22 protein-coding genes are annotated in these 24951 nt (G+C 48.2%); 15 read left to right on the forward strand and 7 right to left on the reverse strand.

Annotated features, from left to right (window positions below):
* Nucleotides 1-88 precede the first annotated feature (88 nt).
* The gene (locus ABJO30_08360) at nt 89-2305 is read left to right on the forward strand and encodes an EAL domain-containing protein (protein MEP3232823.1); all 2217 of its coding nucleotides are present in this window, start codon (nt 89-91) and stop codon (nt 2303-2305) included.
* A gap of 83 nt (nt 2306-2388) precedes the next feature.
* Nucleotides 2389-3150, forward strand: coding sequence for a class I SAM-dependent methyltransferase (locus ABJO30_08365; GenBank protein MEP3232824.1), 762 nt, complete (start codon nt 2389-2391; stop codon nt 3148-3150).
* Between the two features lie 55 nt (nt 3151-3205).
* Here the strand turns inward: ABJO30_08365 and ABJO30_08370 are convergent, their stop codons facing one another.
* Complete coding sequence (locus tag ABJO30_08370; GenBank protein ID MEP3232825.1) at nt 3206-3901, reverse strand: HAD-IA family hydrolase; 696 nt, start codon at nt 3899-3901, stop codon at nt 3206-3208.
* A 153-nt stretch (nt 3902-4054) separates the two neighbouring features.
* On the opposite strand from ABJO30_08370, the gene ABJO30_08375 reads away from it, so the two are divergent.
* The 6 genes from ABJO30_08375 (at nt 4055) to ABJO30_08400 (ending at nt 10302) form a co-directional block, all read left to right on the forward strand.
* On the forward strand, nt 4055-5503 hold the full coding sequence (locus ABJO30_08375) for an NAD-dependent succinate-semialdehyde dehydrogenase (GenBank protein MEP3232826.1): 1449 nt from the start codon (nt 4055-4057) through the stop codon (nt 5501-5503).
* Nucleotides 5504-5524: 21 nt separating this feature from the next.
* On the forward strand, nt 5525-6214 hold the full coding sequence (gene rpiA / locus ABJO30_08380; protein ID MEP3232827.1) for a ribose-5-phosphate isomerase RpiA: 690 nt from the start codon (nt 5525-5527) through the stop codon (nt 6212-6214).
* Between the two features lie 26 nt (nt 6215-6240).
* Complete coding sequence (locus ABJO30_08385) at nt 6241-6768, forward strand: DUF2059 domain-containing protein (protein MEP3232828.1); 528 nt, start codon at nt 6241-6243, stop codon at nt 6766-6768.
* Nucleotides 6769-6866: 98 nt separating this feature from the next.
* Entirely contained in the window at nt 6867-8240 is a 1374-nt protein-coding gene (gene gor, locus ABJO30_08390; GenBank protein MEP3232829.1) for a glutathione-disulfide reductase, read from the forward strand.
* A gap of 26 nt (nt 8241-8266) precedes the next feature.
* Nucleotides 8267-8851: a gamma-glutamylcyclotransferase family protein gene (locus tag ABJO30_08395; protein ID MEP3232830.1), complete on the forward strand. Its 585-nt coding sequence runs from the start codon at nt 8267-8269 to the stop codon at nt 8849-8851.
* 77 nt (nt 8852-8928) lie between these two features.
* Entirely contained in the window at nt 8929-10302 is a 1374-nt protein-coding gene (locus ABJO30_08400; protein MEP3232831.1) for a 3-deoxy-7-phosphoheptulonate synthase class II, read from the forward strand.
* Nucleotides 10303-10361: 59 nt separating this feature from the next.
* On the opposite strand, the gene ABJO30_08405 is transcribed toward ABJO30_08400, so the two are convergent.
* Together ABJO30_08405 and ABJO30_08410 are read right to left on the reverse strand one after the other, a co-directional pair.
* On the reverse strand, nt 10362-10823 hold the full coding sequence (locus ABJO30_08405; protein ID MEP3232832.1) for a YHS domain-containing (seleno)protein: 462 nt from the start codon (nt 10821-10823) through the stop codon (nt 10362-10364).
* A 13-nt stretch (nt 10824-10836) separates the two neighbouring features.
* The gene (locus tag ABJO30_08410; GenBank protein MEP3232833.1) at nt 10837-11565 is read right to left on the reverse strand and encodes a dienelactone hydrolase family protein; all 729 of its coding nucleotides are present in this window, start codon (nt 11563-11565) and stop codon (nt 10837-10839) included.
* 185 nt (nt 11566-11750) lie between these two features.
* On the opposite strand from ABJO30_08410, the gene ABJO30_08415 reads away from it, so the two are divergent.
* From ABJO30_08415 to ABJO30_08430, 4 genes are read left to right on the forward strand one after another with little or no spacing between them, the layout of a single operon-like run.
* Nucleotides 11751-12197: a GFA family protein gene (locus ABJO30_08415; GenBank protein MEP3232834.1), complete on the forward strand. Its 447-nt coding sequence runs from the start codon at nt 11751-11753 to the stop codon at nt 12195-12197.
* A gap of 54 nt (nt 12198-12251) precedes the next feature.
* Entirely contained in the window at nt 12252-13046 is a 795-nt protein-coding gene (locus tag ABJO30_08420; protein ID MEP3232835.1) for a class III extradiol ring-cleavage dioxygenase, read from the forward strand.
* A 6-nt stretch (nt 13047-13052) separates the two neighbouring features.
* Entirely contained in the window at nt 13053-14297 is a 1245-nt protein-coding gene (locus tag ABJO30_08425; GenBank protein MEP3232836.1) for an MFS transporter, read from the forward strand.
* The gene (locus tag ABJO30_08430) at nt 14294-15658 is read left to right on the forward strand and encodes a glutamate--tRNA ligase (protein MEP3232837.1); all 1365 of its coding nucleotides are present in this window, start codon (nt 14294-14296) and stop codon (nt 15656-15658) included. Before ABJO30_08425 ends, ABJO30_08430 begins: the two co-directional genes overlap by 4 nt.
* Here ABJO30_08430 and ABJO30_08435 read toward each other — a convergent pair.
* The 3 genes from ABJO30_08435 to ABJO30_08445 form a co-directional block, all read right to left on the reverse strand.
* Nucleotides 15573-16880: a DUF2865 domain-containing protein gene (locus tag ABJO30_08435; GenBank protein ID MEP3232838.1), complete on the reverse strand. Its 1308-nt coding sequence runs from the start codon at nt 16878-16880 to the stop codon at nt 15573-15575. The two genes, ABJO30_08430 and ABJO30_08435, sit on opposite strands and share 86 nt — an antisense overlap.
* Nucleotides 16881-17043: 163 nt before the next feature.
* Complete coding sequence (locus tag ABJO30_08440) at nt 17044-19344, reverse strand: NADP-dependent malic enzyme (protein ID MEP3232839.1); 2301 nt, start codon at nt 19342-19344, stop codon at nt 17044-17046.
* Between the two features lie 143 nt (nt 19345-19487).
* Entirely contained in the window at nt 19488-19643 is a 156-nt protein-coding gene (locus ABJO30_08445; protein MEP3232840.1) for a hypothetical protein, read from the reverse strand.
* A 359-nt stretch (nt 19644-20002) separates the two neighbouring features.
* Between ABJO30_08445 and cysS the strand changes: the two genes are divergently transcribed.
* Together cysS and cimA are read left to right on the forward strand one after the other, a co-directional pair.
* Nucleotides 20003-21418 (forward strand): cysteine--tRNA ligase, encoded by a 1416-nt coding sequence (gene cysS / locus ABJO30_08450; protein MEP3232841.1) that lies wholly within the window; start codon nt 20003-20005, stop codon nt 21416-21418.
* Nucleotides 21415-23013 carry a citramalate synthase gene (gene cimA / locus ABJO30_08455; GenBank protein ID MEP3232842.1) on the forward strand — a complete coding sequence of 533 codons (1599 nt, stop codon included), beginning with the start codon at nt 21415-21417 and terminating at the stop codon, nt 23011-23013. The genes cysS and cimA overlap by 4 nt, the downstream gene beginning before the upstream one ends.
* A gap of 11 nt (nt 23014-23024) precedes the next feature.
* Here cimA and ABJO30_08460 read toward each other — a convergent pair whose 3' ends face one another.
* Entirely contained in the window at nt 23025-23579 is a 555-nt protein-coding gene (locus ABJO30_08460) for a TIGR00730 family Rossman fold protein (protein MEP3232843.1), read from the reverse strand.
* Nucleotides 23580-23723: 144 nt separating this feature from the next.
* On the opposite strand from ABJO30_08460, the gene ABJO30_08465 reads away from it, so the two are divergent.
* A partial coding sequence (locus tag ABJO30_08465) for an Ig-like domain-containing protein (protein MEP3232844.1) occupies nt 23724-24951 on the forward strand: 1228 nt, incomplete at its 3' end.

Consider the following 24951-nt stretch of genomic DNA (forward strand, 5'->3'; position numbering starts at 1 on the left):
TTTCTCTATGTTATAAAACTTATGTTAGGAAAACATCCTTTATGGTGTAGTTTCTCTGATCAAGGTGGCTTTTTGATGGACGAATTCAATGGTTCAAAAAGCTCTTTTGCGTGCCTTAGCGCCTTTTAAATTAGCCGATAAACACAATGACGGCAGCGTATTCCGCCTAATAGACGTTTTTCGAAGTCTCAAACTTCAATTTGTTTTACTGGTCAGTGTGATCGTGATTGGCTGTGCTTTCCTCGCTGTGTGGATAGATACCAGAGCTGAGCTGCAAAAAAATCATGCACTTAGAATGTCGCAGGCAAATGTGTTTAGCCAATTACTCGCGCGTTCAACCAGCACGCACTTAGAAAATTACACAATCCATGATTTGTCTGAATTGCTCGATGAGGTGTCTAAGCGGCCAAATGTAAATTACATCGCAGTCACGTCGACCTTAATCGAGGACTTGAAGCTTGCTCATTTTAAGCCGGCAAGTGAGGCCTTGGTTGAAAAGCTCTTAGCCGATAACGCAATACAGTTTATTCCGTCAGCGACACTAACTGAGGGTGCCTATCATGTAGTCATACCAGTATTGGTTGATGAGAAGCGGGCAGGGGCGATTTATATTGGATGGCACATGGAAGGCCGCTGGCAATTGCTGCCCAGTATCTTAAAGCGCGAATTGCTCACCACATTGCCGATGTTTCTCATTATCATCTTACTGGTTATTTTCATGATAAAACGGGTCATTCAGCCGCTCGATGAACTGAAACTGGCAAGCGAACGGATTGCTGAGGGTGATCTTGATATAAAAATCAAACACAGTCGGTTCCGTGAGATTTCAAGTTTAAGCCACACGTTTATGAATATGGCAGGGCAGCTTAGTGATAGCATTAATCGAATAAAGTCGCTTGCCTATAAAGATAGCCTCACAGGCCTTTCTAATCGCACCTTGTTCAACAGGCATATGGAAGCAGCGCATTTCCAACAGCAAAACGCTGGTACAAAATTTGCGGTTTGTTTTTTGGATATCGACGATTTTAGTCGGGTCAACGACACGTTGGGCCATGATGCTGGCGACTATTTGCTGGCAGAAGTCGCAAACCGCTTAAATAAAGTTGTTTGTGATCTCAATCGGTCAGAGAACAAAAAGTCAGCTTGCGGTTATCATGATGAAATCACCAATGGAGCGATTTTAAGTCGTTTCGGTGGGGATGAGTTTACGTTGTTATTGCAAGATATAAAGCGCACCAGCGATATTGAATTGATTGTTGAGGCGATGATATGCGCGATGCATGAGCCTATTTGGGTAAATGACCATTCTATAACAGTGGGCCTTAGTTGTGGGGTGGCGATTTGCCCACAGGATGGTGAAACATTGTGCGATATATTACGCGCTGCGGACCTTGCCATGTATCACGCCAAGCGACAGCCTGGCGTTTCCTATCGGTTTTTCGCTGAATGCATGGATAAAAGAGCACAAACTCGAATGGTTCTCGAGGCTGATTTGCGCAAAGCGTTAAAGACCAACGCTCTGTCTCTCGTTTTTCAACCAAAGGTTTGCTTAAATAGCCGCCGCGTTGTTGGAGCAGAAGCTTTGGTGCGTTGGCAACATCCAGATCGTGGCATGATCATGCCGTCTGAATTCATTCCAATTGCGGAAGAGAGCAGATTGATCAATGAATTGGGCCTTTGGGTGTTAAAGCGGTCAATTGCTGCCGCTGCTCATTGGTATGGACGCGGATACAAAGTACCAATCGCCGTCAATGTATCTGCGGTTCAGCTAGAAGATGCCAACTTTGTTGAGGAGGTTCGAGCAGCATTAGTTGGGGCGCAATTGCCGCCATCCATGTTGGAACTTGAGATTACAGAAACTGTTGCGCTTTCAGACCCTGATGCGAGTGCAGCGCAAATAGCGCCATTGCAAGAAGATGGTGTTCGTTTTGCTATTGATGATTTCGGCACCGGATACTCCAACCTTTCACAATTGCGATGTGCTTCGTTTGATGTTTTCAAGATTGACCGCTCCTTCACATCCACCATGTGCCATGAGCAAGATTCAAAGGTTATCGTCGAAACTATTATCGCGATGGCGAAGGCGATGAATTACAGTACTGTCGCTGAAGGGGTGGAAAGTGAAGAAGAAGCGCGCATGTTGTATGAAGCAGGGTGCAACGTTGGGCAGGGCTATTTGTTTGCGAAGCCTATGCCGCTTGCCCGCCTGATTAATCACTTTAAAAACGACATCGCTAGCAATAAGCCAGTTGTCTCACTGAAGACTGTGAGAACGAGTAAGGGCGGCAAGCGCGTTAGTGCATAATTAACCGAGTTTATAAACAGAGGGTCAAGAAGCGTTTGATACAACCGTGTCAGGGTACGGTAAATTTTATATGGGAATTGAGTATGGCAATCGCTGAAACCACTGATAACTTGGAATTCCTCGACGAGGATCAAAATGCGGCGTTTGACGTCGAATATCACACGCCGCTTGAGTACACAGAAAAGCTCGCGCGTTACAAAGAACTATTTCCAGGTCAGGATACAGTCCGCGTACTAGACGCTGGCGGTGGTAACGGCACATTCTCTGATTGGGTTTTGCGCAACATGCCAAACGCAGAAGTGACCCTGCTTGATATCTCTGATTATCTTCTTGATCGTAACGTGGAAGACGACCGCAAAACACTTGTCAAAGGCAATGTGATGAAAGCGGACGAAATCCTTGCGGGTCAAAAGTTCGACATTATTTCTGTAAACTGGCTGCTTCATCACCTTGTTGCAGACAATTACAAAGACACTGTGCGTAACCAAGAAGAAATGATCACGCGTTTCGGCAATATCTTGTCAGACCGTGGCGTCATCTCTGTTGGCGAAAACATGTATAACAGCATGATCGGCAGCGACACGCCGTCTCGTTTGGTTTATGAGCTCACCGCTTGCCGCAATCCACTTGTCGTAAAAGCAATTAAGAGCCGTGCAAATACGGCTGGTGTTGGTGTTTGCTTCCACTCTGAAAAGGGTTGGGAAGACATGTTCAAACGCTGCGGTTTTGAAGACAAATGTGAGCGCGATTACGGTTACTATTGGACAACATCAATGACCCGTCGTTTGGCAATGAACATTAAAGACGTTCGCCACGGTCATTTTTGCATCGGTAAATCTGCTTAATAGCGTAAGCTGGTTCAAGACGAATTTTAAAACGGTCCCTTATGGGGCCGTTTTTTTATGTGAAATCAGCCGCGATGGAATCGATTGCAGCTCTCATATCGCGGTAATGCTCAACTAAGCGGGTTGGTTCCAAGTCTTTCATAGGAATATCCGTATAACCAAACGGCACGCCAATTACGGGAATATCGGCGGCTTTGGCTGTGTTCACGTCAGTCGCGCTGTCACCCACCATAATAGCGCGGTTAAAAGCGCCGCCGCAATCTTCGATGGTTCCCCATAAGTGCTTGGGGTCTGGCTTTCTAACGGGGTAGGTGTCTGAACCACAAATGCCTGCGAAATAATGGTCCATTTCTAGAATTTTCAGCAGCTTCTTGGACATACCTTCATACTTGTTCGTGCATACAGCCAAAATCCAACCATCTGCTTTCAGCGCTTCCAGCGTGTCGATAACCCCTTCAAACGGAATAGTGTGGACAGCGATATTGGCTTCATAACTTTCCAAGAACATCTTATGGAGTCGGCTTCTAACATCACCTTCCAGCGGTCGTTCATAATGTTGATAAGCTTTGTCCAACATTTTCAACGAGCCTTGTCCAACAAGGTGCCCAACATGCTCATCTGCGATGGCGGGAAGACCTTCAGTTGCAATCACACGGTTTAATGTGGCGATTAAATCTCGGCCACTATCAACAAGGGTTCCATCGAGATCAAAAACGACAATTGACTTATCTAGTAGGGCTGGAGAAGGCATGAGAAGTCCTTTGGTTGGGGAACTTAGACTTCTCGGCTACAGCATGGCGTTGAGCCTCGCAAGTTTCTTTGTTCAACAGTCCGCATTTTTCTTGGCGTGGTAGCGATCTCCGTGATAGTGGGGTTAAGGAACAATATTTTCGGGAGCGAGAAAATGCAGTTGAACGATCCAAGCCTATTGAAGAACCAATGTTACATAAATGGCGCGTGGGTCGGCGATGGTGTTGACGTTGTTACCAATCCTGCAAATGGCGACGTGATTGGTAAAGTGCCAAATTTTGGCACCGCTGAAACCCGCACTGCCATTGAAAGTGCTCATGCTGCTTTTAAACCGTGGAGCAAAATGCTGGCCAAAGAGCGCGGCCTTATTTTGCGTAAATGGTATGATTTGATTATGGACAACGTCGATGATTTGGCGATGATCATGACATCAGAGCAGGGCAAACCTTTGGCCGAATCAAAGGGTGAGATTGGTTATGCTGCTTCCTTCGTTGAATTTTATGCAGAAGAAGCCCGCCGTATTTATGGTGAGACAATCCCTACATTTAAACCAGATAGCCGTGTACTCGTAACCAAGCAGCCAATCGGCGTTGTTACGGCGATCACCCCTTGGAATTTCCCAGCCGCGATGATTACCCGCAAAGTGTCTCCGGCTTTGGCAGTTGGCTGTACAGCAGTCATCAAACCGGCACCAGATACACCGTTGACAGCACTGGCGCTTGCAGTGCTTGCAGAGCGTGCGGGTATGCCGTCAGGTGTGTTGAATATTATCACAGGTGACGCGCCAGCAATCGGCAAGGAAATGTGCGAAAATCAAACCGTACGCTTTGTTGGCTTTACGGGCTCAACCGCAGTCGGCAAGCTCTTGATGCAACAAGCCGCTGGAACCGTGAAACGCGTTGGTATGGAACTTGGTGGCAACGCGCCGTTCATCGTGTTTGATGACGCAGATATTGATGCAGCGGTTGAAGGCACGATTGCTTCTAAATTTAGAAATGCAGGCCAAACCTGCGTTTGTGCAAACCGCATCTACGCCCAAGCGGGTGTTTATGATGAGTATTTGGCAAAGTTGAAAGTCGCCGTTGAAAACTTGAAAGTCGGCGATGGTACTGAGGCAGGCGTAACACAAGGCCCGCTTATCAACGAAAATGCGGTGAAGAAGGTCGAAAGCCACGTGCAAGACGCGCTTGAAAAAGGCGGTGAATTGCTAACGGGCGGAAATCGTCATGATCTAGGCGGCACATTCTTTGAGCCAACAATCGTTGCCAACGCGACCCGCGAAATGCGTGTGAGCACGGAAGAAACTTTTGGCCCACTTGCGCCCGTCTACAAGTTCGACACAGAAGAGCAGGTGATCGGCCTAGCCAATGACGTGTCTGCTGGTTTGGCTGCTTATTTCTATTCCCGCGATATTGGCCGTGTGTGGCGTGTTGCGGAAGAATTGGAATACGGCATGGTCGCGATAAATGTTGGTATCTTGGCGTCAGCCGAAACACCATTTGGCGGCGTGAAGGAATCTGGCATAGGCCGTGAAGGGTCGCATCATGGTGTCGAAGAGTTCATCGAGATGAAATACATGCTGATGTCTGGCCTCGACAAGTAATCAAACAGGGTGCGTTAAGTGATGGGTGTAAACCTCAAGAAGATGGCAGCGGAAGCTGCAATGGAATGGATTAAGCCCGGCATGAAGCTTGGCCTTGGTACAGGGTCAACCGCCAATGAGCTGGTTTATCTGATTGGTGCGGCAGTGGCGGATGGGCTTGATATCGTCTGTGTGCCAACCTCTGAGGCAACAACAAAACTTGCCAAAGAGCACAACATTCCGCTTACAACACTTGATGAAACACCAAAGCTTGACCTCACCATTGATGGTGCCGATGAAATTGGGCCAGAGCTAAGCCTTGTTAAAGGTGGGGGCGGGGCTCATCTGCGTGAGAAGATCGTCGCTTGTGCTTCTTCAAGCATGTTGGTGATTGCAGATGATAGCAAAGTGGTCGACACATTGGGCGCGTTTCCAATCCCGCTCGAAGTCGTGCCATTTGGCCTTCAAGCCACCAAAGACGGGCTAGAAGCAGCCTTTCAAGCTGAAGGCTTGAGCGGTGAGCTAGTTTTGCGCGAACGTGATGGCAAGCGGGTTGTAACGGACAGTGGCAATTTCATCTTTGATGCAAAAATGGGATTGATTGAAAATCCAACCAGTCTGGTAGAGCGCCTAACCAGCGTGCCGGGCCTTGTTGAGCATGGTTTCTTCCTCAATATTGCACAAGCGGCCGTTGTCTCATCGCCGGATGGGGTTAAAGTGCTTCGCCGCTGATTAGATCATATTAAAGGACGCGGTTCGTGTTTCGATATTTCGCTATATTGTTGGTGCTGACTTTTATTGCTGCGACGAATAGTGCAGTGGCTCAAGATGCCGACAAAAATGCGGAACAGCCCAAAAAAACAGAAATAGCGCAACGCCATTTGAACATTGCCTTTGAGGCGGTTTATATAAGCAGAACCACGCGCGCCTTTGGCGAAGTGCTTCCCAATCTAGCGCGACGGGTAAGAGCGCGGTTGATTGAACGTTCGCCTAAATTGAAAGACCCAATTGAACGCGCCGTCGAAGAAGTGGCTCTCGAATTGGCGGAACGTCAAGCGGAGCTTGATTTATTGATCGCGAGAAACTGGGCAGAACGCTTTAATGAACAGGAATTGCGAGATATATCAGCCTTTTACGCAACGCCAACAGGGACAAAACTTGCGAAGGCTAACACAGAATTGATTGCCGCAGGTCTCGACATTGCACGCCAATGGGGTCAGCAGATGGGGGCCGAAATGGTGAGCGCAGTAACAGAAAAACTCAAAAAGCAGGGGCATCAACTCTAAACTTTGCTTATATAGTTCGCAAAGCTTAGGTTTAGCGAAAATTTTAACACGGCCTCCCAACAAAAGAGACGGGCGGCTTTAAGACAAGGAATAATGCAATGGCTGATTATGACTACGATCTCTTCGTGATCGGAGCAGGTTCTGGTGGCGTAAGAGCGGCACGTATCGCTTCTACTCATGGCGCAAAGGTTGCTGTTGCAGAAGAATATCGCGTTGGCGGTACCTGCGTTATCCGCGGTTGCGTGCCGAAAAAGCTTATGGTCTACGCCTCGCATTTTCCTGAATATTTCGAAGATGCAGAAGGCTATGGCTGGTCAAAACCTGAAAGCAGTTTTGATTGGGGCAAATTGATTGCGAATAAAGATGCTGAAATCGACCGCTTGAATGGCATCTATATCAAAAACCTCGCTGGTTCTGGCGTTGAAATCTTCGATAGCCGCGCAGAATTGGTGGATGCTCATACGGTCAATCTTGTTGGCCTTGGCAAGACAGTCACAGCAGAACGCATTCTCGTTGCAACCGGCGGCACACCGCGTATGCCTTCTGGTATCAAAGGGATCGAGCATACAATCTCTTCCAACGAAGTGTTCCATCTTGATGAAATGCCAAAGCGCGTGATTGTATCCGGTGGCGGTTACATCGCTGTTGAGTTTGCCAGTATCTTCAATGGCCTAGGCGCGGAAACTCACCTCATTTATCGCGGCGACCAAATCCTTCGCGGCTTTGACAATGAAGTGCGCCAATTCTTGTTTGATGAAATGACCAAGAAGGGCGTCAACATCATCTTGAATGACAGCATCGAGGCCGTCGACAAGCAGGCAGATGGCCTTCACATATCCACGACAGACGGCAAAAACATGGTTGTTGATCAAGCTATGCTAGCGCTTGGCCGTGTCCCTGCAATTGAAGGCCTTGGCCTTGATAAAGCAGGCGTGAAGCTCAACAAAGGCGGCGCCATTGAGGTTGATTCATATTCACAAACCAACGTTGAAAGCATTTACGCGGTTGGCGATGTAACAGACCGCGTCAATCTTACACCTGTTGCGATCCGTGAAGGCCATGCTTTTGCTGATACAGTCTATGGCGGCAAAGACATCACTGTGGACCATTCAGACATTGCGACTGCTGTTTTCTCTCAACCAGAAATCGGCACTATTGGCCTCAGCCAAGAAGAAGCTGAAGCAGAATATGGTGACATCGACATTTACAGCTCATCCTTCCGCCCGATGAAGAACATTCTTCCTGGCCGTGATGAGAAAATGTTGATGAAACTCATCGTTGATGCTGCCAGCGACAAGGTGCTGGGCTGTCACATTGTTGGTCCAGATTCTGGTGAGATGTCACAGCTTGTAGGCGTTGCTGTGAAGATGGGCGCAACCAAGGCTGATTTTGATAACACCATGGCCGTGCACCCAACTGCATCAGAAGAATTGGTGACCATGCGCTCACCAACGAAGCAAATCCGCAAATAGCGGCAATTCAAAGCGTTGAAAACAAGATGAGTGAGACATTCCAATATTTTGGCTACGGCTCACTCATCAACGACCAAACCCGCCCACCTGCATTGACCGCACAAAATGCCGTTCTGCACGGCTGGCGGCGCGAATGGCGGGTGACGGGGGAATTGAGCCTGTCGTGGGGCGCTAAGCACAACATATGCGCCTTAAGCGTTAGGCCAGACCCCACTTGCTCCATTGCAGGTGTCTTGGTGGAAGAACCCACTGAGAACCTTGCAAGCCTTGACCAACGCGAAGTGCGGTATCAGCGCCTCAGCGTTGAAGTTGAAGCACAAACTGGCCAAAAGCACTCTTCCTATGTCTATCAAGCACGGAAAGAACACAGTGAATGGGGCAGCATGGAATCCCCGATCTGTCTTTCATATATTGATTGTGTTTTGCAGGGCGTTATTCATCGGTTTGGCGAAGAAGCGCTTGAAGCGTTTTTTGAAACGACGGATGGCTGGCACGTGCCGATTTTGAATGATCGCAGCCAACCAATTTACCCCAGAGCGATCAAATTAAGCGTTCATGAGACTGAATTGATTGACGCGCACTTAAAAGCATACGATGTATGCTGGAAATAGTGGGCGGAGTTGTATATAACGCCTGCGTGATTATTGTTTAGTTTGTAAAAAGCTAGAAAGATAAAAGAGTTAGACCAATGAGTAGCAAGTGGACGCCTTCATCTTGGAGAGATAAACCAATCCTTCAAGTGCCTGATTACCCAGACCAAGCCCGGTTGAAAGACTATGAGGGCCGTCTTGCAGGCTATCCACCTCTTGTATTTGCAGGTGAAGCACGTCAGCTAAAAGAGAGACTGGGCAAGGTTGCTCGCGGTGAGGCGTTTTTGCTTCAGGGCGGTGATTGTGCTGAAGCCTTTGCTGAGCACCACCCAGACAACGTGCGCGATTTCTTCCGCGTGTTCTTGCAAATGGCGGTTGTGCTAACTTATGGCGCAGGCAAGCCTGTTGTGAAAGTTGGCCGTATTGCTGGCCAGTTCGCAAAGCCTCGCTCTGCTCCGACAGAAACCATCGACGGCGTTGAATTGCCAAGCTATCGCGGCGACATAATCAACAACATTGACTTCAACGAAGCATCACGCGTGCCAGACCCTGAGCGTTTGGTTATGGCTTATCGCCAGTCTGCGGCAACGTTGAACCTTCTTCGTGCATTCGCGCAGGGTGGTTATGCCAACCTTGAGCACATTCACGGCTGGATGTTGAACTTTGTTGAAGGCGAGCAGTCTGATCGTTTCAAAGATGTTGCTGATAAAATCAGCGAAGCACTTCAATTCATGAAGGCTGTTGGTATTGATGCCGACACCGCGCCTCAGCTTCGTTCAACAAACTTCTTCACCAGCCACGAAGCGTTGTTGTTGAACTATGAGGAAGCTTTCACGCGGGTTGATTCAACGTCAGGCGATTATTACGCAACATCAGGCCATATGCTTTGGATTGGTGATCGTACACGCCAACCAGATCATGCCCATGTTGAATATTTCCGTGGTATCAAAAATCCAATCGGTCTGAAATGCGGTCCGTCAATTGATCCAGATGAGTTGGTGCAATTGATTGAAACATTGAACCCAGAAGACGAAGCAGGGCGCATCACGCTTATCGCGCGCTTCGGTGCGGGCAAGGTGGCGAACCATCTACCAGCGCTTGTGCAAGCTGTTAAAAAGTCTGGCCGCACGGTTGTTTGGTCTTGTGATCCAATGCACGGCAACACAGTCAAAGCGAGCACGGGTTATAAAACTCGTCCGTTTGATGACATCTTGTCTGAAGTCAAAGACTTCTTCGCCATCCACAAAGCAGAAGGCACCCATGCGGGCGGCATTCATGTGGAGATGACAGGTAAGAACGTGACAGAGTGTACAGGTGGCGCTCGCGCAATCTCTGATACGGATCTGCAAGATCGCTATCACACGCATTGCGACCCACGTCTTAATGCTCACCAAGCACTGGAACTTGCGTTCCTCGTTGCTGAGTTGATCAAAGAAGACCGTGACGAGAGTGCAGTGAAGATCGCCGTATAGGTCTGCTTGCAAAATGAATTAAAAACGGGCGCTCTTTTAATTTAGGGCGCCCGTTTTGTTTAAAGGGTTTTGGATACTTTGGGCCAATGGCGGTTTGCCTGTTTGATGTGGCCGCGTATATCGGTGCGCCATTTCTTGCGAATGCCAAGGCTGAAATTCAAATAGAGCTTACCGCCAACAATATCCCATGCTTCCGGCACTGTGGTGGCAACACGTCCTTGCGACATGGCCCAAGAGCAGTAACCACCATAAAGCGGCGCATATTTCTTTGGTGATTTTTTGAAAGCGTCCAAGTTCTCTTGATTGGCAAACTGCCATGTAGCGCCTTGCCATTTGGTTGAATACTTACCTTTGCCTTTCACGGGCTTGCCAACTTTGAAGTAAGCAACCGTGTCATAGCCGCGAATGGCTTTGCCGCCAGAATTGAAAGTGCGGCCTTTCGCGAGTGCAATGCCTGTCGTTAGCGTTGTCAGCGCAAAGCCTAGGGATGTGGTGAGGAAATTTCTACGTGTTAGTTTCATCGGAAATTCTCCTTTAAAAATTCGATTTCAAAAAGGCTTCGACGCTCTGCCAATATTCACCCGCGTTTGGTGAGCTGCCTTCTATAAGAGCCGAAGAACCATGACGCCCGCCGCCTTGTGGTTCAAAGCCAACCGCTTTGATGTTGCTTGCTGCTTTTACAAATGGCTGCCATTGACGAACCTCTGAACGGGCCGAGCTCATGTAGGTGGGAATGGAAATACCGCGCGCAGCACTTTCAACGGAGACGCCACTCAAGTATTCACCAGGAGAAAAGGCGAGGGCACCGCTGATTTTAGCTTTTCCTTCGCCTGCAATAACAAGGCTTAAGGCGGCAGAATAAGATGAGCCCCAAATCACGACTTTCTTCGTGCCTGAAAGTTTTTTCGCATAGGAGATCGCAGCCAACATATCTGGTTTCGCATCTAAGAAGCTATTACCTTTACCCGCTTGCGCCCCGCGTGCTGCCGTCTCATTTTTAACGCCATCAAAAGCACGCCCAGAACGTAGGTCAACACTCAGCGTGTTGTAACCAAGCTTGTTAAGGCGCGGTGCGATTGTCTTATATTCGCCTCTGCTTGAACCTGCCTGATGGAATAGCACGATTGTTGTTGCGCTGGCCGCATTCTCATAATCCGCTGTGATCTCAAGACCGTCGCCTGACGGGAATGTAACTTTGTCTGCCAAAGCTGGAAATGTGGGTAGGGCAAGTGCAAAGGTAAAAGTTAGAAGTTTGCGAAACATGAGGTTTCCTTTCCATGAGTTGGCTACACAATCCAAATCAAACCCTTCACCGTCAAATCAAGATCGGTTCATCGCAGGCTTTAGCATTCAAATTTGTGAAACGATCCATCAATTTTTTAAACTGGTGGAATTGCGTTATTTCGCTAGGCTCCCAGAAAAGAGGGTAGCGAAAAGAGGATCGTGATATGGCTGAAATGATAAGAACTGGCGGCTGTTACTGTGAGGCCGTTACATATGAGGTCAAAGGGGCGATGCGTGATGTGGTTGCTTGCCATTGCCAGCAATGCCGCAAACAGTCTGGCCATTATTATGCCGCGACCAATGCCAAGAAGGCAGATGTAACGATCAAAGGTGGGGAGAACATCACTGTCTTTCGAGCTTCTGATTCTGCCTCACGACACTTTTGCGGGATATGCGGTTCGGTGCTGTTCTGGATTGCAGATGACAGCGAAACGATGTCGATCCTTGCAGGCTCGGTCAATGAACCAACAGGGTTGAAGCTCCAAGCGCATATATATTGCACGGATAAGGGGGATTATTACCAGTTAGATGATGGCTTGCCGCAATTCCCGGAACTGACTGAGAACAGCGATTGTTCTGTTATCGGTGAACAATATGTCTGCAATCACTGATCTTCTCAAATTACCATTATGATTTATTCTCTTTAGCTGAACAAAGGAATATTCATGGCTCGGCCTTCTTCTCTATTCATCTCGCATGGTTCGCCTGATCTGATTTTTCATGACACGGCGGCGAAGCAATTTCTTGAAAAAGCTGCGGAAGGTTTTGCCCCGCCTAAGGGTATCGTTATTGCGTCTGCTCACTTTGAGACAGAGCGCCCAGCCATCGTAAGCGATCCTGCGCCCGAAATGATTTATGATTTTGGGCCAATTGATCGCCGTTTGAATGATGTTGTTTACCCCGCGCCAGGCGCACCAGCATTGGCTAAGCAGGCAGCAAGCCTGATTGCAGATGCTGGCATTGAATGCGATTTAATTGAGAAGAGAGGATATGATCATGGCACTTGGGTACCGTTATCACTGTTATACAAAAACGCAGACATACCGATTGTTCAACTCTCAGTGCAAAGACACATGTCAGCAATGCACCACTACAACATCGGTAAAGCCCTTCGCCCCCTTGTGGATGAAGAAATTCTGGTCATAGGTTCAGGCTCTATGACCCACAATCTGGCTGAGTTATTTGGACCAGGCGGTTTAAAACATCAAAGGCAAGATGAAGAAGTTGAATGGGCGCGGTTATTTGCAGATTGGATGAATGTGCAAATTGCTGCAGGTGCCGTTGATGAGCTTTTGGATTATGAAGCGAAAGCGCCCTTTGTGCGTGAGAACCACCCGACTGCCGAACACTTTTTGCCTTTAATGGTAGCCCTTGGTGCATCATCGAACGGGCAGGGCGAACGGCTGCATAAATCCACAGAATTCGCTATTCTTGCAATGGATGCTTTTGCGTTCCATTAATTGGGTATGCAACTGATCCATTTCCTTCAACAAAACGCCCGCTGGCTCATTGGTGGCTTCGCGCTTTGTTTTTGCTCCAGCGTAGGGCAAACCTATTTCATCGCTCTATCTGGCGGAGAAATTCGGGCTGATTATGGGTTGTCGCATGGCGAGTTTGGCGGTCTTTATATGGGTGCGACACTCTTAAGTGCTGCGACCTTGCCATTCCTAGGTCGTATTGTTGATTTCCGCTCAGTCTCCAGTACCGTATTGCTTGTCTTTCTAGGTCTCGCTTTTTGCGCAGCTTTAATGTGGTACGCGCAAACACTGGTTTTGCTGTTTATCGCGATCTACGGCCTTCGCCTTTTCGGACAAGGCATGATGACCCATATCGCGATGACGGCAATGGGCAGATGGTATGCCTCAAACCGTGGCCGCGCCGTTTCAATTGCTACCTCTGGGCTACAGCTGGGAGAAGCGGTTTTACCGATTGCGATTGTTACTTTAATGGTGCTTTTTGGTTGGCGGCAAAGCTGGCTGTTTGCTGCTGTCGCTTTATTGCTGCTGTTACCGCTCGTCTATGGGGTGATGAAGCAGGAGCGGGCACCGCAAGGCGCGCTGAATACAGAAGAAGACACAAACCTCCCAGCCCACAGCTGGACGAGGGGCGAAGTGATGCAAGATGTTTATTTCTGGCTCGTCATGATTGTCGTGCTTGCGGCTCCTTTTATTGGTACCACAATTTATTTCCATCAAATCCATTTGCTTGAGGTGAAAGGCTGGTTGCCGAATATTTTCGCCTCATCATTTTTCGTTATGTCGATTTCTACAGTTGTGTGTTCCCTTTTGTTTGGCGTTATCATTGATAGATTTAGTGCGGTGTGCATATTGCCGGTTGTTTTGTTGCCCATGGCTGTCGCCAGTTTCTTGCTCGCTTCCATCGACAACCAAGCCATCATTTTCGTTTTTATGGCGATGTTTGGCATTAGTTATGGCGCGTCATCCACCATGCTTGGAACCCTATGGCCAGAAATCTATGGCACAAAGTATTTAGGCAGTGTGCGCTCCATTGTAGTGGCTCTTGGCGTATTCGCCTCAGCACTCGGTCCAGGGGCGACAGGTATCTTGATTGATTATGGCATTCATCTCGAATTTCAGCTTAAGGTAATGGCGATTTACTGCCTTGTAGCCTCTCTCATTATGTTCTTCGTGGCAAAGGCACTAATTCGTCGTGGACATTTGCTCAATATCGCGGTAACTCGACAAACATGACAACAGTACGCTTTGCACCATCCCCAACGGGAAAAATTCACATCGGAAACGCCCGCACGGCGCTTCTGAATTATCTCTATGCCAAAAAACGCGATGGCTCGTTCATCTTGCGCTTTGATGACACAGATGCCGAACGCTCTAAACAGGAGTATGCAGACGCAATTTCTGCTGATCTTGATTGGCTCGGTATTGTGCCCGATCGCATTGAGAAGCAGTCCGCACGCTTTGCGCTTTATGATGAAGCCGCAGACAAATTGCGCGAGCAGGGGCTTCTCTATCGCTGCTATGAGACACCGGATGAGTTAGACCGCCAACGCAAGCGTCGCCTCTCACGAGGATTGCCGCCTGTTTATGATCGCTCAGCCTTGAAATTGACTGACGAAGATCACGCGCGTTTTGCTGAAGAAGGCAAGCAGCCGCATTGGCGCTTTTTGCTGAAGAACTATGACAGCGATCCGTTTGATACGAAGCGCGTGGATAGCCGCTGGGATGATGTGATTCGTGGCCCACAAACAGCCGATTTGTCTTCCCTGTCTGATCCCGTGTTGATCCGTGGCGATGGCACTTATCTTTATACGCTGCCATCTTGTGTGGATGACCTTGATATGGGTGTCACCACCATTATGCGCGGTGATGACCATGTGACCAATACAGCGGTTCAGCTCATGGTGTTCGCAGCCCTTGGTGCCGACGAGCTGCCAGCCTTTGGCCACCACAATTTGCTGCAAGATAAATCAGGCGGTGGCTTGTCTAAGCGTCTTGGCTCTCTCTCGCTAGAAAGCTTGCGCGAGGAAGGCTATGAGGCTGGTTCTGTGGCGTCTTTGGCAACTCTTATTGGTACGTCATTGCCAGTTGAGCCAAAGGCAACGCTTGATGAGCTTGTCGAACTATTCGAGCCTAAGGTCGTTACAAAGAGTGCGGCGAAGTTTGATCCAGACGACGTTAAAAAGCTAAACGCGCAATTGGTTCACAAGATCACTTATGCAGAAGCTAAGCCACGTCTCGACGCGCTAAGTGTCGGCGGTGGTGAAGCGTTTTGGGATGCTATCTCAGGCAACCTTGATGTGTTTAACGAAGTCTCTAAATGGTGGGATGCCATAAACACGCCTCAAAAAGTTGAGTTTTCCGACGAAGACATGGAATTCTTGGTAAAAGCCAAAGAGCTTTTGCCTGATGATCCGTTTGACGGCAGTACTTGGGGTGTTTGGACATCGGCGCTGAAAGAGGCGACTGGCCGCAAGGGCAAGCAATTGTTCATGCCGCTTCGCCGTGCGATTACTGGACTTGAATTTGGTCCGGAGCTAGCAGCAGTTTTACCGATTGTTGGGCGTCAAGAAATTTTGGCCCGATTACCCGAATAGTCTCACCGTCTGTCGTTTGAAGTTTTTTCGACGCTGAAGCAATTTTATCATTCTTAGGCTTCTCAATTTTATTGACAGGCTTAAGGGTGAAATTGCCGGCAATGGAAAAGGCCGTATCTGGATCAGAAAAGAAGGTTGGCTTTGCCGCAGGTTTTTCAATGATTTTACCTGTATTGCCAAAAAGGTTTGGAAACGTGCCAAAACGCGGGTCATTAGCTTGGGTCAATTGACCGGGGGTGACACCTGCCACTACCGTCAAACCATTTCCATTGGCAAAGCGGCGAGGGGCAACGAATTTCGTGCGGTACAAAAACGCGTTTGGCAATTTTGTGTAAGCTAATCCAGCCAAATCAACCATCTCTTCTGGTTCCTGACTCGGATTTCTATGAACGAAAAGACGTAACTCTTCATTCGGATTGCTCGCCTTACATTTAGCCTCATCAGTATCGAAATTTGATCGGACCGTCGCGAAGCTCAGTGGGAAGTAATAACCATCAGATATGCGAACACAAAGGGTTCTGAAAACAGTGCCAACCACGCGCGCTTGTGACTGTTCTTGTTCTTGTTCTTGAATTTCAGGTTCTGCATAACGGCTTTGACGACCAAAAAGACGGGCAAGCAAACTATTGCCCTTTTTTTTGCGGCGTTCGGAACGTTTTTGTTCGCTGATGTCGCGTCTTGCTTGGCGTTCAATTTGGTTGCAGCGTAAACGTGAAATTTTCTTTTTTAAGAAGCGTTTCTTTGCCCGAATATCGCCGCGACTTAGTCCACGTGATGAGCCGCCAGAAGCGCTATCGCGTTTTTTGACTAATTTATTCAGATTTCGCCGCATCTTTTTGATTTTTGAAATCAAGGCAGGGCAAGAGGCGGCCCCATTGCCTGTCCGTTTCCCTGAGCGCGTTACACATCGAAGAGATACAGCGTCCCGCTCTGCAGAACGTAAAGCTCGTTGCTGACGTTTGGCTAGATTGGCAAAGCGATTGGATTGTGATGAGCTTCCACCACTTGCAGCTGTTACTGAACGAGAGCGCAAGGAGGCTAGTTCTGTTTTCAAAGCCCGACAGGCATTTATATCAGCATGTGCATCATCAACGTTGCCAAACAAGCTAATGGATACCGTGATAGCACCAGCAAGCCCCGTCACACCAAGCCAAGGCTTTATGTTTGGAAGTCTTTTAGTCAGCCAAAATTTGCTGTTTGATGAAATCAAACTCAGTACCATTCAACGAATCTATCAATTGTTGACGGCACAATATCAAAAATCGCTTGATATTTGATTAAACGGATCAAGCGATTTTCGTTTTTTTCGTACGGCAACATTAGCGATACAACACACTAATTGTTGTGAAATTATGGCTGCTTACATTACAAGTCGAGGCGAAGACTTATCCTTCGCTTTTTCTATCAGCCACATTTGACGCCGCAATCGCTGTCATATTGACGATACCGCGTGATGTTACGGATGGTGTTATGACGTGAGCAACTTCCTTCGTTCCCATCATAATAGGGCCAACGTGAAGCGCGTCTGTCATCCCTTTTACCATTGTCATCGTGATATTTGCTGCATTCAAATCAGGGAAAACGAACAAGTTTGCAGGTTTATCGCCCAACGGTGAATTTGAAATAACACGATCACGCTGAGCAGGTTTGAGGGCCGCGTCGGCATGCATTGGGCCATCCACAATCATATCTGGCGCCATATCATGCAATAGTTCCAGAGCTTTATGCATTTTCCGACTTTCGGCTGTTTCGCGCGATCCGAAGTTCGAATACGACAAAAGAGCAACCCTTGGTTCGATACCAAAACGTCGAACATCTGCGGCAGCCATAACAGCAGTTTCTGCAATTTCTTCTGCCGTTGGATCAATGGTTACATGGGTATCAGTAAAGAAGAATGTGCCATGTTGATTAATCAGCAAGCTCATTGCTGAGATGTCATGGGCGTGTTCGCTTAGTTCAAATATCCAGTTGAATACTTTGAGGTGGCGGGCAAAACGTCCTTCAAGGCCGCAGATAAGCGCATCTGCATCGCCGCGTTTTACAGCCAAGGCACCAATGACAGAGGTATTGGTACGCACAAGGTTTTTGGCAGCAATTGGGGTGATACCTTTGCGGCCTGTCAATTCGTGCATCAATTCCACATACTCGCGATAACGTTTGTCTTCTTGTGGGTTGATAATTTCGAAATCCACGTCTGGCTTCAAACGAAGACCATAACGCTCGATCCGCTGCGAAATGACTTCCGGACGACCAATCAAAATCGGTTTTGCCAAGCCATCTTCGATGACCACTTGGATAGCACGCAACACGCGTTCATGTTCGCCGTCTGAATAGATGATACGCGCAGGCTCTGCTTTCGCGCGTTCGATAATTGGTTTCATCACCATGCCAGAACGGAAAACGAAGCGGTTTAATTTCGCTTGATAGGCATCAAAATCCGCGATCGGGCGGGTAGCAACGCCTGAATCCATTGCCGCTTTGGCAACAGCTGGCGCAATGCGCAACATCAAGCGCTGATCGAATGGTGAGGGGATCAAATAGCCCGGACCAAAGCGTGGAATTTCGCCACCCATTGCTTTAGCACTGGCATCATCAACAGCTTCACGAGCAAGAGCCGCAATTGCGTTGGTTGCTGCCATTTTCATGTCTTCATTGATCGTTGTCGCACCAACATCCAGCGCGCCACGGAAGATGAACGGGAAGCAAAGCACGTTATTTACTTGATTTGGAAAATCAGAGCGGCCCGTACAAATCAACGCATCGGGACGAGCGGCTACCGCGTCATTTGGCATAATTTCAGGGTTTGGATTGGCGAGCGCCATGATGAGCGGCGTGTCACCCATTTTCTTCACCATTTCAGGCTTCAAAACATTGGCAGCAGAAAGGCCTAAGAAAACGTCCGCACCCTCGATAATATCATCAAGTGTTTTAGCGTCAGTATCTTGTGCATAGACAGCTTTCCATTGGTCTAAGTTCTCTTTACGGTCAGTCGTGACGACGCCGTCAATGTCAGACACCCAAATGTTCTCACGTTTAACGCCTAGATTAACGAGCAAGTTGAGACAGGCGAGGGCCGCTGCACCTGCGCCTGAGGTTACAAGTTTAATGTCACCCATTTTCTTGCCAGAAAGGCTAAGCGCGTTGGTAACAGCTGCAGCCGCAATGATGGCGGTGCCGTGCTGGTCATCATGGAAAACAGGAATATTCATGCGTTCGCGCAACTGATCTTCGATCATAAAGCACTCTGGTGCCTTGATGTCTTCAAGATTTATCCCGCCGAATGTTGGCTCCATGGCGGCAACAACATCACTGAACTTATCGATATCAGTTTCATCAACCTCAATATCGAAAACATCAATGCCTGCGAACTTTTTAAAGAGAACGGCCTTACCTTCCATGACGGGCTTGGACGCTAGCGCGCCGATATTGCCCAATCCTAAAACAGCTGTTCCGTTTGAGACGACACCGACAAGGTTGGCGCGGGCCGTGTATTTCGCTGCATCATCGGGATTTTTCTCGATTTCAAGACAAGGAGCCGCAACACCGGGTGAATAAGCAAGGGCTAAGTCGCGCTGGTTTCCAAGTGGTTTCGTTGCACTGATTTCTAATTTTCCGGGTATTGGATACTCGTGATAGAAAAGCGCGTTCTGATCCAGCTCGTTTAACGTTGCGTCATCTTTAGACATTAGAAGTCCTATCGGTGTTTGATTTGCGGCCACATTTTTTGATCGAGCAACACAAATATCAGCATTTCCCTGAGACTTCCACAGCAACAACTCAAAATAAGTGTAGAGCTCATACTCCTAAAACACGAGAATAACTGACCAATCTACGTGGTTGCTTGTGTGATGATGGCGGTAGGAGTTGGGATTTTTGTGAATGCAGGCTTCGGTTCACTTACCACTTGCACAAGGGTTACGAGGTAGAGGCCAATTGTTCCCACGATAAGGCTCAATAATAAGAATGAACGGAAAGAATACAGCATCTTTAACTCCTCAGTTGAGTTTCGGTTTCGTGTTAGTGTCTGGATAGTAGCAATCCCTCGCTGAACTCATTGTGAGAGCATTGTTCAGATAAAATTCAGGTTGGCTAATCGCTGCAAATCATGTTTTGGAGAATCAAGTGGTTGACGGAATGGGGTGAATGGCGCAAAAGTGCCTGCATGAACGGTTTAAATGCTTATGCATGCATCATTATTGGCGGCATTATTATCTGCTAGCTCCTAAAAGCTGGCCGTTCCCTTTCTCTATTTAAATGCAGACAAAGAACGCCCGGCTAGGATGCAAGCGATATATAATGCTGTGCTAATTTAGTGGTGTTTTTGAGATAATGAGGATTGAAGAAATGACGGTAGAACTCACGCTTTACAATACGTTGAGTCGCGAGAAGGCGTCTTTCATTCCGATTGATCCGGAAAATGTGCGCCTCTACGTCTGTGGACCAACAGTTTATGACTTTGCCCATATTGGCAACGCGCGCCCTGTCATCGTGTTTGATCTTCTCGCTCGTCTTTTGCGCCATGTTTATGGTGATAAAGCTGTAACCTATGTCCGCAATATCACTGACGTGGACGACAAAATTAATGCGCGTGCTTTGGAAAATCACGGAGCAGCAATTTCCTCTGGCAAGATGTCGTTGAATGAGGCAATCCGTGAAGTGACGGAAAAGACAGCCAATCAATTCATGGACGATATGGGCGCGCTCGGTTGTCTTGATCCAGACGTTCAGCCCCGCGCCACTGAGAATATTGAGCAAATGATCCAGATTGCTCAAACCCTCATCGACAAAGGTCATGCTTATGTTGCCAAGGGTGGGGAGGGTAATGAAGTGCTGTTCAGTGTTGATAGCATGACAGCATACGGTGCGCTTTCTAACCGCAAATTGGATGAGCAGCAGGCGGGTGCCCGCGTTGCTGTTGAAAGTCACAAAGAAAATCCAGCGGATTTCGTGCTTTGGAAGCAATCAGATGACAAGGCGCCCGGTTGGGATGCATCATTTGCCTATAAAGGCGAAACTATCGCCATTTATGGCCGTCCAGGTTGGCATATTGAATGTTCGGCCATGAGTGAGCGTTATCTCGGCAAAACCTTTGATATTCACGGTGGCGGAATTGATCTGGTCTTTCCGCACCATGAAAACGAGATTGCCCAAAGTTGCTGCGCTTTTGATGTGCCAAGCATGGCAAATGTTTGGATGCACAACGGTTTCTTGCAGGTTGAAGGTGAGAAGATGTCGAAATCGCTCGGCAATTTCATCACTGTTTATGAAGTGCTGCACACAGACAAAGTCGGCGGTCGCCAATGGGCCGGTGAAATTGTGCGCCTTGCAATGCTAATGACCCATTATCGTGAACCGATTGATTTTAGCGTGAAGCGGTTGGAAGAAGCTGAGAACCTCTTGGTCAAAATGCAGCGCCGTGTGGATGAGGGAGAGGACAAAGGCAGTCTCGATACTGTCATCGCTACTCTTCATGATGATCTAAACAGCAGTGCCGCCATTCATGCATTGAATGATTTATCTGGCGCACCTCTTCGCGAGGCGCTGGAGTTTATGGGGCTTCCTGCAAGTGCAGATACAAGCGGCGTTGATGAAGCTGCTATTGCCAGCTTGATTGCAGAGCGGCTTCAGCACTTTAAAGATAAAAACTGGGGCGAGGCGGACCGTATCCGTGATGAATTGTTGGCAGACGGCATTCAGCTTAAAGACGGCAAAGACGCTGACACTGGTGAGCGCGTGACGACGTGGGAGTTAAAACGATGAGCAATGAACGCGAAAAAATCGTCATCTTTGACACCACATTGCGCGACGGGCAACAAACCCCCGGCGTTGATTTTTCTCTCGAGGAAAAATTGCAAATCATCGACATGCTGGAAGACCTTGGTGTTGATTATATTGAGGGTGGTTACCCCGGTGCGAACCCATCCGACACGGAGCTGTTTTCAAAGAAGCGGACGAAGGAGGCGACATTTACAGCCTTCGGCATGACCAAGCGGGCGGGTGTTTCTGTATCTAATGATCCGGGTTTGAATGCGATTTTGGACGCTGAAGCGGATGCGATTTGTTTCGTGGCGAAGGCTTGGGACTATCATGTGAAGGTTGCTCTCGGCTGCACCAATGAGGAAAATCTAGACTCAATTTCAGAAACGCTGACCATTGCTCAAGAACGCGGCAAGCAAGTTTTGCTTGATTGTGAGCACTTTTTTGACGGCTACAAAGCGAACCGAGATTATGCCTTAAGTGTTGCTGAAACAGCTTATAAGTCGGGCGCTCAATGGGTCGTATTATGCGACACAAATGGCGGCACATTGCCCCATGAAATTGAGGCGATTATCGCTGATGTGAAGACGGTTGTGCCCGGATCTAACCTTGGCATTCACACCCATAATGACACGGGCAATGCGGTCGCAAATTCGCTTGCTGCCATCCGTGCGGGCGTGCGTCATGTGCAAGGAACATTGAACGGCATTGGGGAGCGGTGTGGTAATGCGAACTTAATAACGCTATTGCCGACATTGCTGTTGAAAGAGGAATTTTCCAGGAAATTTGAACTTAATGTATCGATTCAAGAGATAAGAAAAATATCTTCAATATCAAAGGCTTTTGATAAAATTTTAAACCAATCTCCGAATCGTCAGGCGCCCTATGTTGGCTCGTCTGCATTCGCAACAAAAGCAGGCATTCACGCCTCAGCGATTGTGAAAGAGCCGGAGACTTATGAGCACGTGCCACCTGAATCAGTTGGCAATAAACGCAATGTCATGGTGTCTGATCAAGCGGGAAAGTCAAACTTGCTTTCTCAACTTTCCACCATGGGTATTGAGGTTGATCACAAAGACCGGCGCCTTGATGGGTTGTTGCAAGAAATCAAAGAACGCGAAGGTCGCGGTTATTCCTATGAGGATGCCAACGCGTCCCTAGAGATGCTAGCCCGTCGTCGTCTTGGTACCGTGCCAGATTACTTCAACGTGGAAAGTTTCCGCGTGATGGTTGAGCGCCGCTTTAATGCGATTGGCGACAAGGTCACTATTTCGGAAGCGGTTGTGAAAATTTTGATGGACGGTGAGGAGTCTCATTCTGTCGCGGAGGGCAACGGTCCAGTCAACGCTCTTGATAAAGCGCTACGCAAAGACCTTGGCAAATACCAATCTCAAATTGAAGATTTGGAATTGGTCGATTTTAAGGTGCGCATATTAAACGGCGGCACATCCGCGATCACCCGCGTTTTGATAGAAAGCCGAGACGGTAAGGGCAATCAGTGGTTTACCGTTGGCGTATCAGAAAACATCATTGATGCGTCATTTGATGCGCTGATCGATTCCATGCGTTACAAGTTATATAAAGAAATTGGCGACTAGGCAGGATTGCCCTACGCCAATTTTTGTAACTCAGGTAAAATTTCTTCTGCCGTTTTGACGTGCCCAAAACTCACATCAAAGTCACCACCTATGAATGATTGATCCTTCATGTGATCGACCAGTTCAAAAAAAGGCGCCCAAAACCCACCAAAGTCAGCAACAACGATAGGCTTTGCGTGTTGGCCGAGCTGCGACCATGTGAGCTGCTCGACAAGCTCTTCCAGCGTGCCAATGCCACCGGGTAGGGCGACAAATGCATCTGACTTTTCAAACATATGCATTTTACGTTGGTGCATATCCTGCGTAATGATGACTTCATCCAGCTCATCAAGGCTGTCGCCGATCCGCTCTTTGCTGGTTAGAAATTCAGGAATGATGCCAGTGACTTTGCCACCATTGTCCAGTGCACCGCGCGCTACTTTGCCCATCAATCCCGTGTCGCCGCCGCCATAAACCAGACGAATTTTGTTCTCCGCTAGAATATGGCCAAAGGCGAGCGCTTGTTCGGCATGGATTGGATTTTTACCGAGACTTGATCCGCAAAAGACACAGACACTTGAAATCATTTTCTTTAAGCTCCTTTTGGGGAAGAGGGATTATTTCACACAAATTTGTGTTTTTCGCGCTCTCGACGTATTTTACTAAAAGTTGGATGGTGTCTCTATTATATAGAGTATTGAGTTGATTGGGATAGTTTCGTGAATCCATTATTGATTTTTTTTGCAATCGCTGGAGCAGGCGCGACCGCCGTTGGTGGTTATGTTGCCTATGATCGCTATCAAGAAAACCAAAAGACAGAGATTGCGAAGCTTGCAGAACCTGAGCTGAAAAAACCAAAAACCGTTGAAGAAGGTGCGTCCAAAGCTGCGCCGCTTGAAAAAGCCCCAGAAGAGACGGCCGCAAAGATAGTTGAGGAAACTCCCGCTGCACCCCTAACGCCCACATTTGATATTGTACGTGTTGAAAAAGATGGCAGCATGTTGGTTGCTGGGCAGGCGGAGCCGACCTCTGAGGTTACGCTCATGAACGGTGAACAGCCTATCGGCACGGCGACGGTAGATGATGCCGGAGCCTTCGTTGTTCTGCCTGATACCCCGCTCAAAGGGGCAGACAACCAGATATCTATCCGCTCAAAGCTCTCAGATGGAACGACGGTGACGTCTGAGCAACAAGTAGCGGTTGCTATTCCAGAGCAAGGGGACGTGCTGGTTGCCCTTGTTGAGTCAGGTAAGCCTGTTGAAATTTTGCAAAAGCCAAAACCGAAAGCGGAGCCAGAACCTGTTGTGGTCGTGAACACGCCAGACCCAGAGCCAACGCCAGAAGTTGTAGATGCAGCCCCTGCGAAGGAAGTTGTCGCTGCTGCGCCAGAAATAATAGATGTACCAAAACCGGTTTCTAAACCAGTTGCCGACGCGGTTACCGTACTTGAAAAAGCCAAGCCTGCAGTTGAAGAGACCGTTGTTGCTAAGGTTGAAGAGGTTGTTGAGAGCGTTACGGCTGAGGAAATCAAACCCGAGCTAACGCCAGAAGTTGTGCAAGAACCATTGAAGGAAGCACGCAAGGAAAGCAAAAAGCGGGTCGCGCGCCTGTTGTTGGAGCAGCAAGAAGAAGTTGCACCTGTTGTAGAAGAAGTGGTTGTTGAAGCGCCCCAACCAGAAGCAGTTCAACCAGAAGCGCTCAAGGCTCCAGAAGCTTCAAGCCCAGAAACACCAACAGTCGCAGCGCCAGCTGCAGAGCCTGTGGTCAAGGAACCTCCTGTTGAGCGAGTTGCAACTATTATCGAAGAGAAGAAGCCTGAACCTGCAAAGGTCGTTGAACCTCTTAAAACAATCACAATAGAAGCCGTTGAAGTTGAAAACGACACGTTGTTTGTTGCTGGCAAAGCAGACCCCGATGAAACCGTGCGTGTTTATGTCGACGATGAATTGATTGGGGACA

It is taken from the genome of Hyphomicrobiales bacterium (genome assembly GCA_039973685.1).
GTDB lineage: Bacteria > Pseudomonadota > Alphaproteobacteria > Rhizobiales > JACESI01 > JACESI01.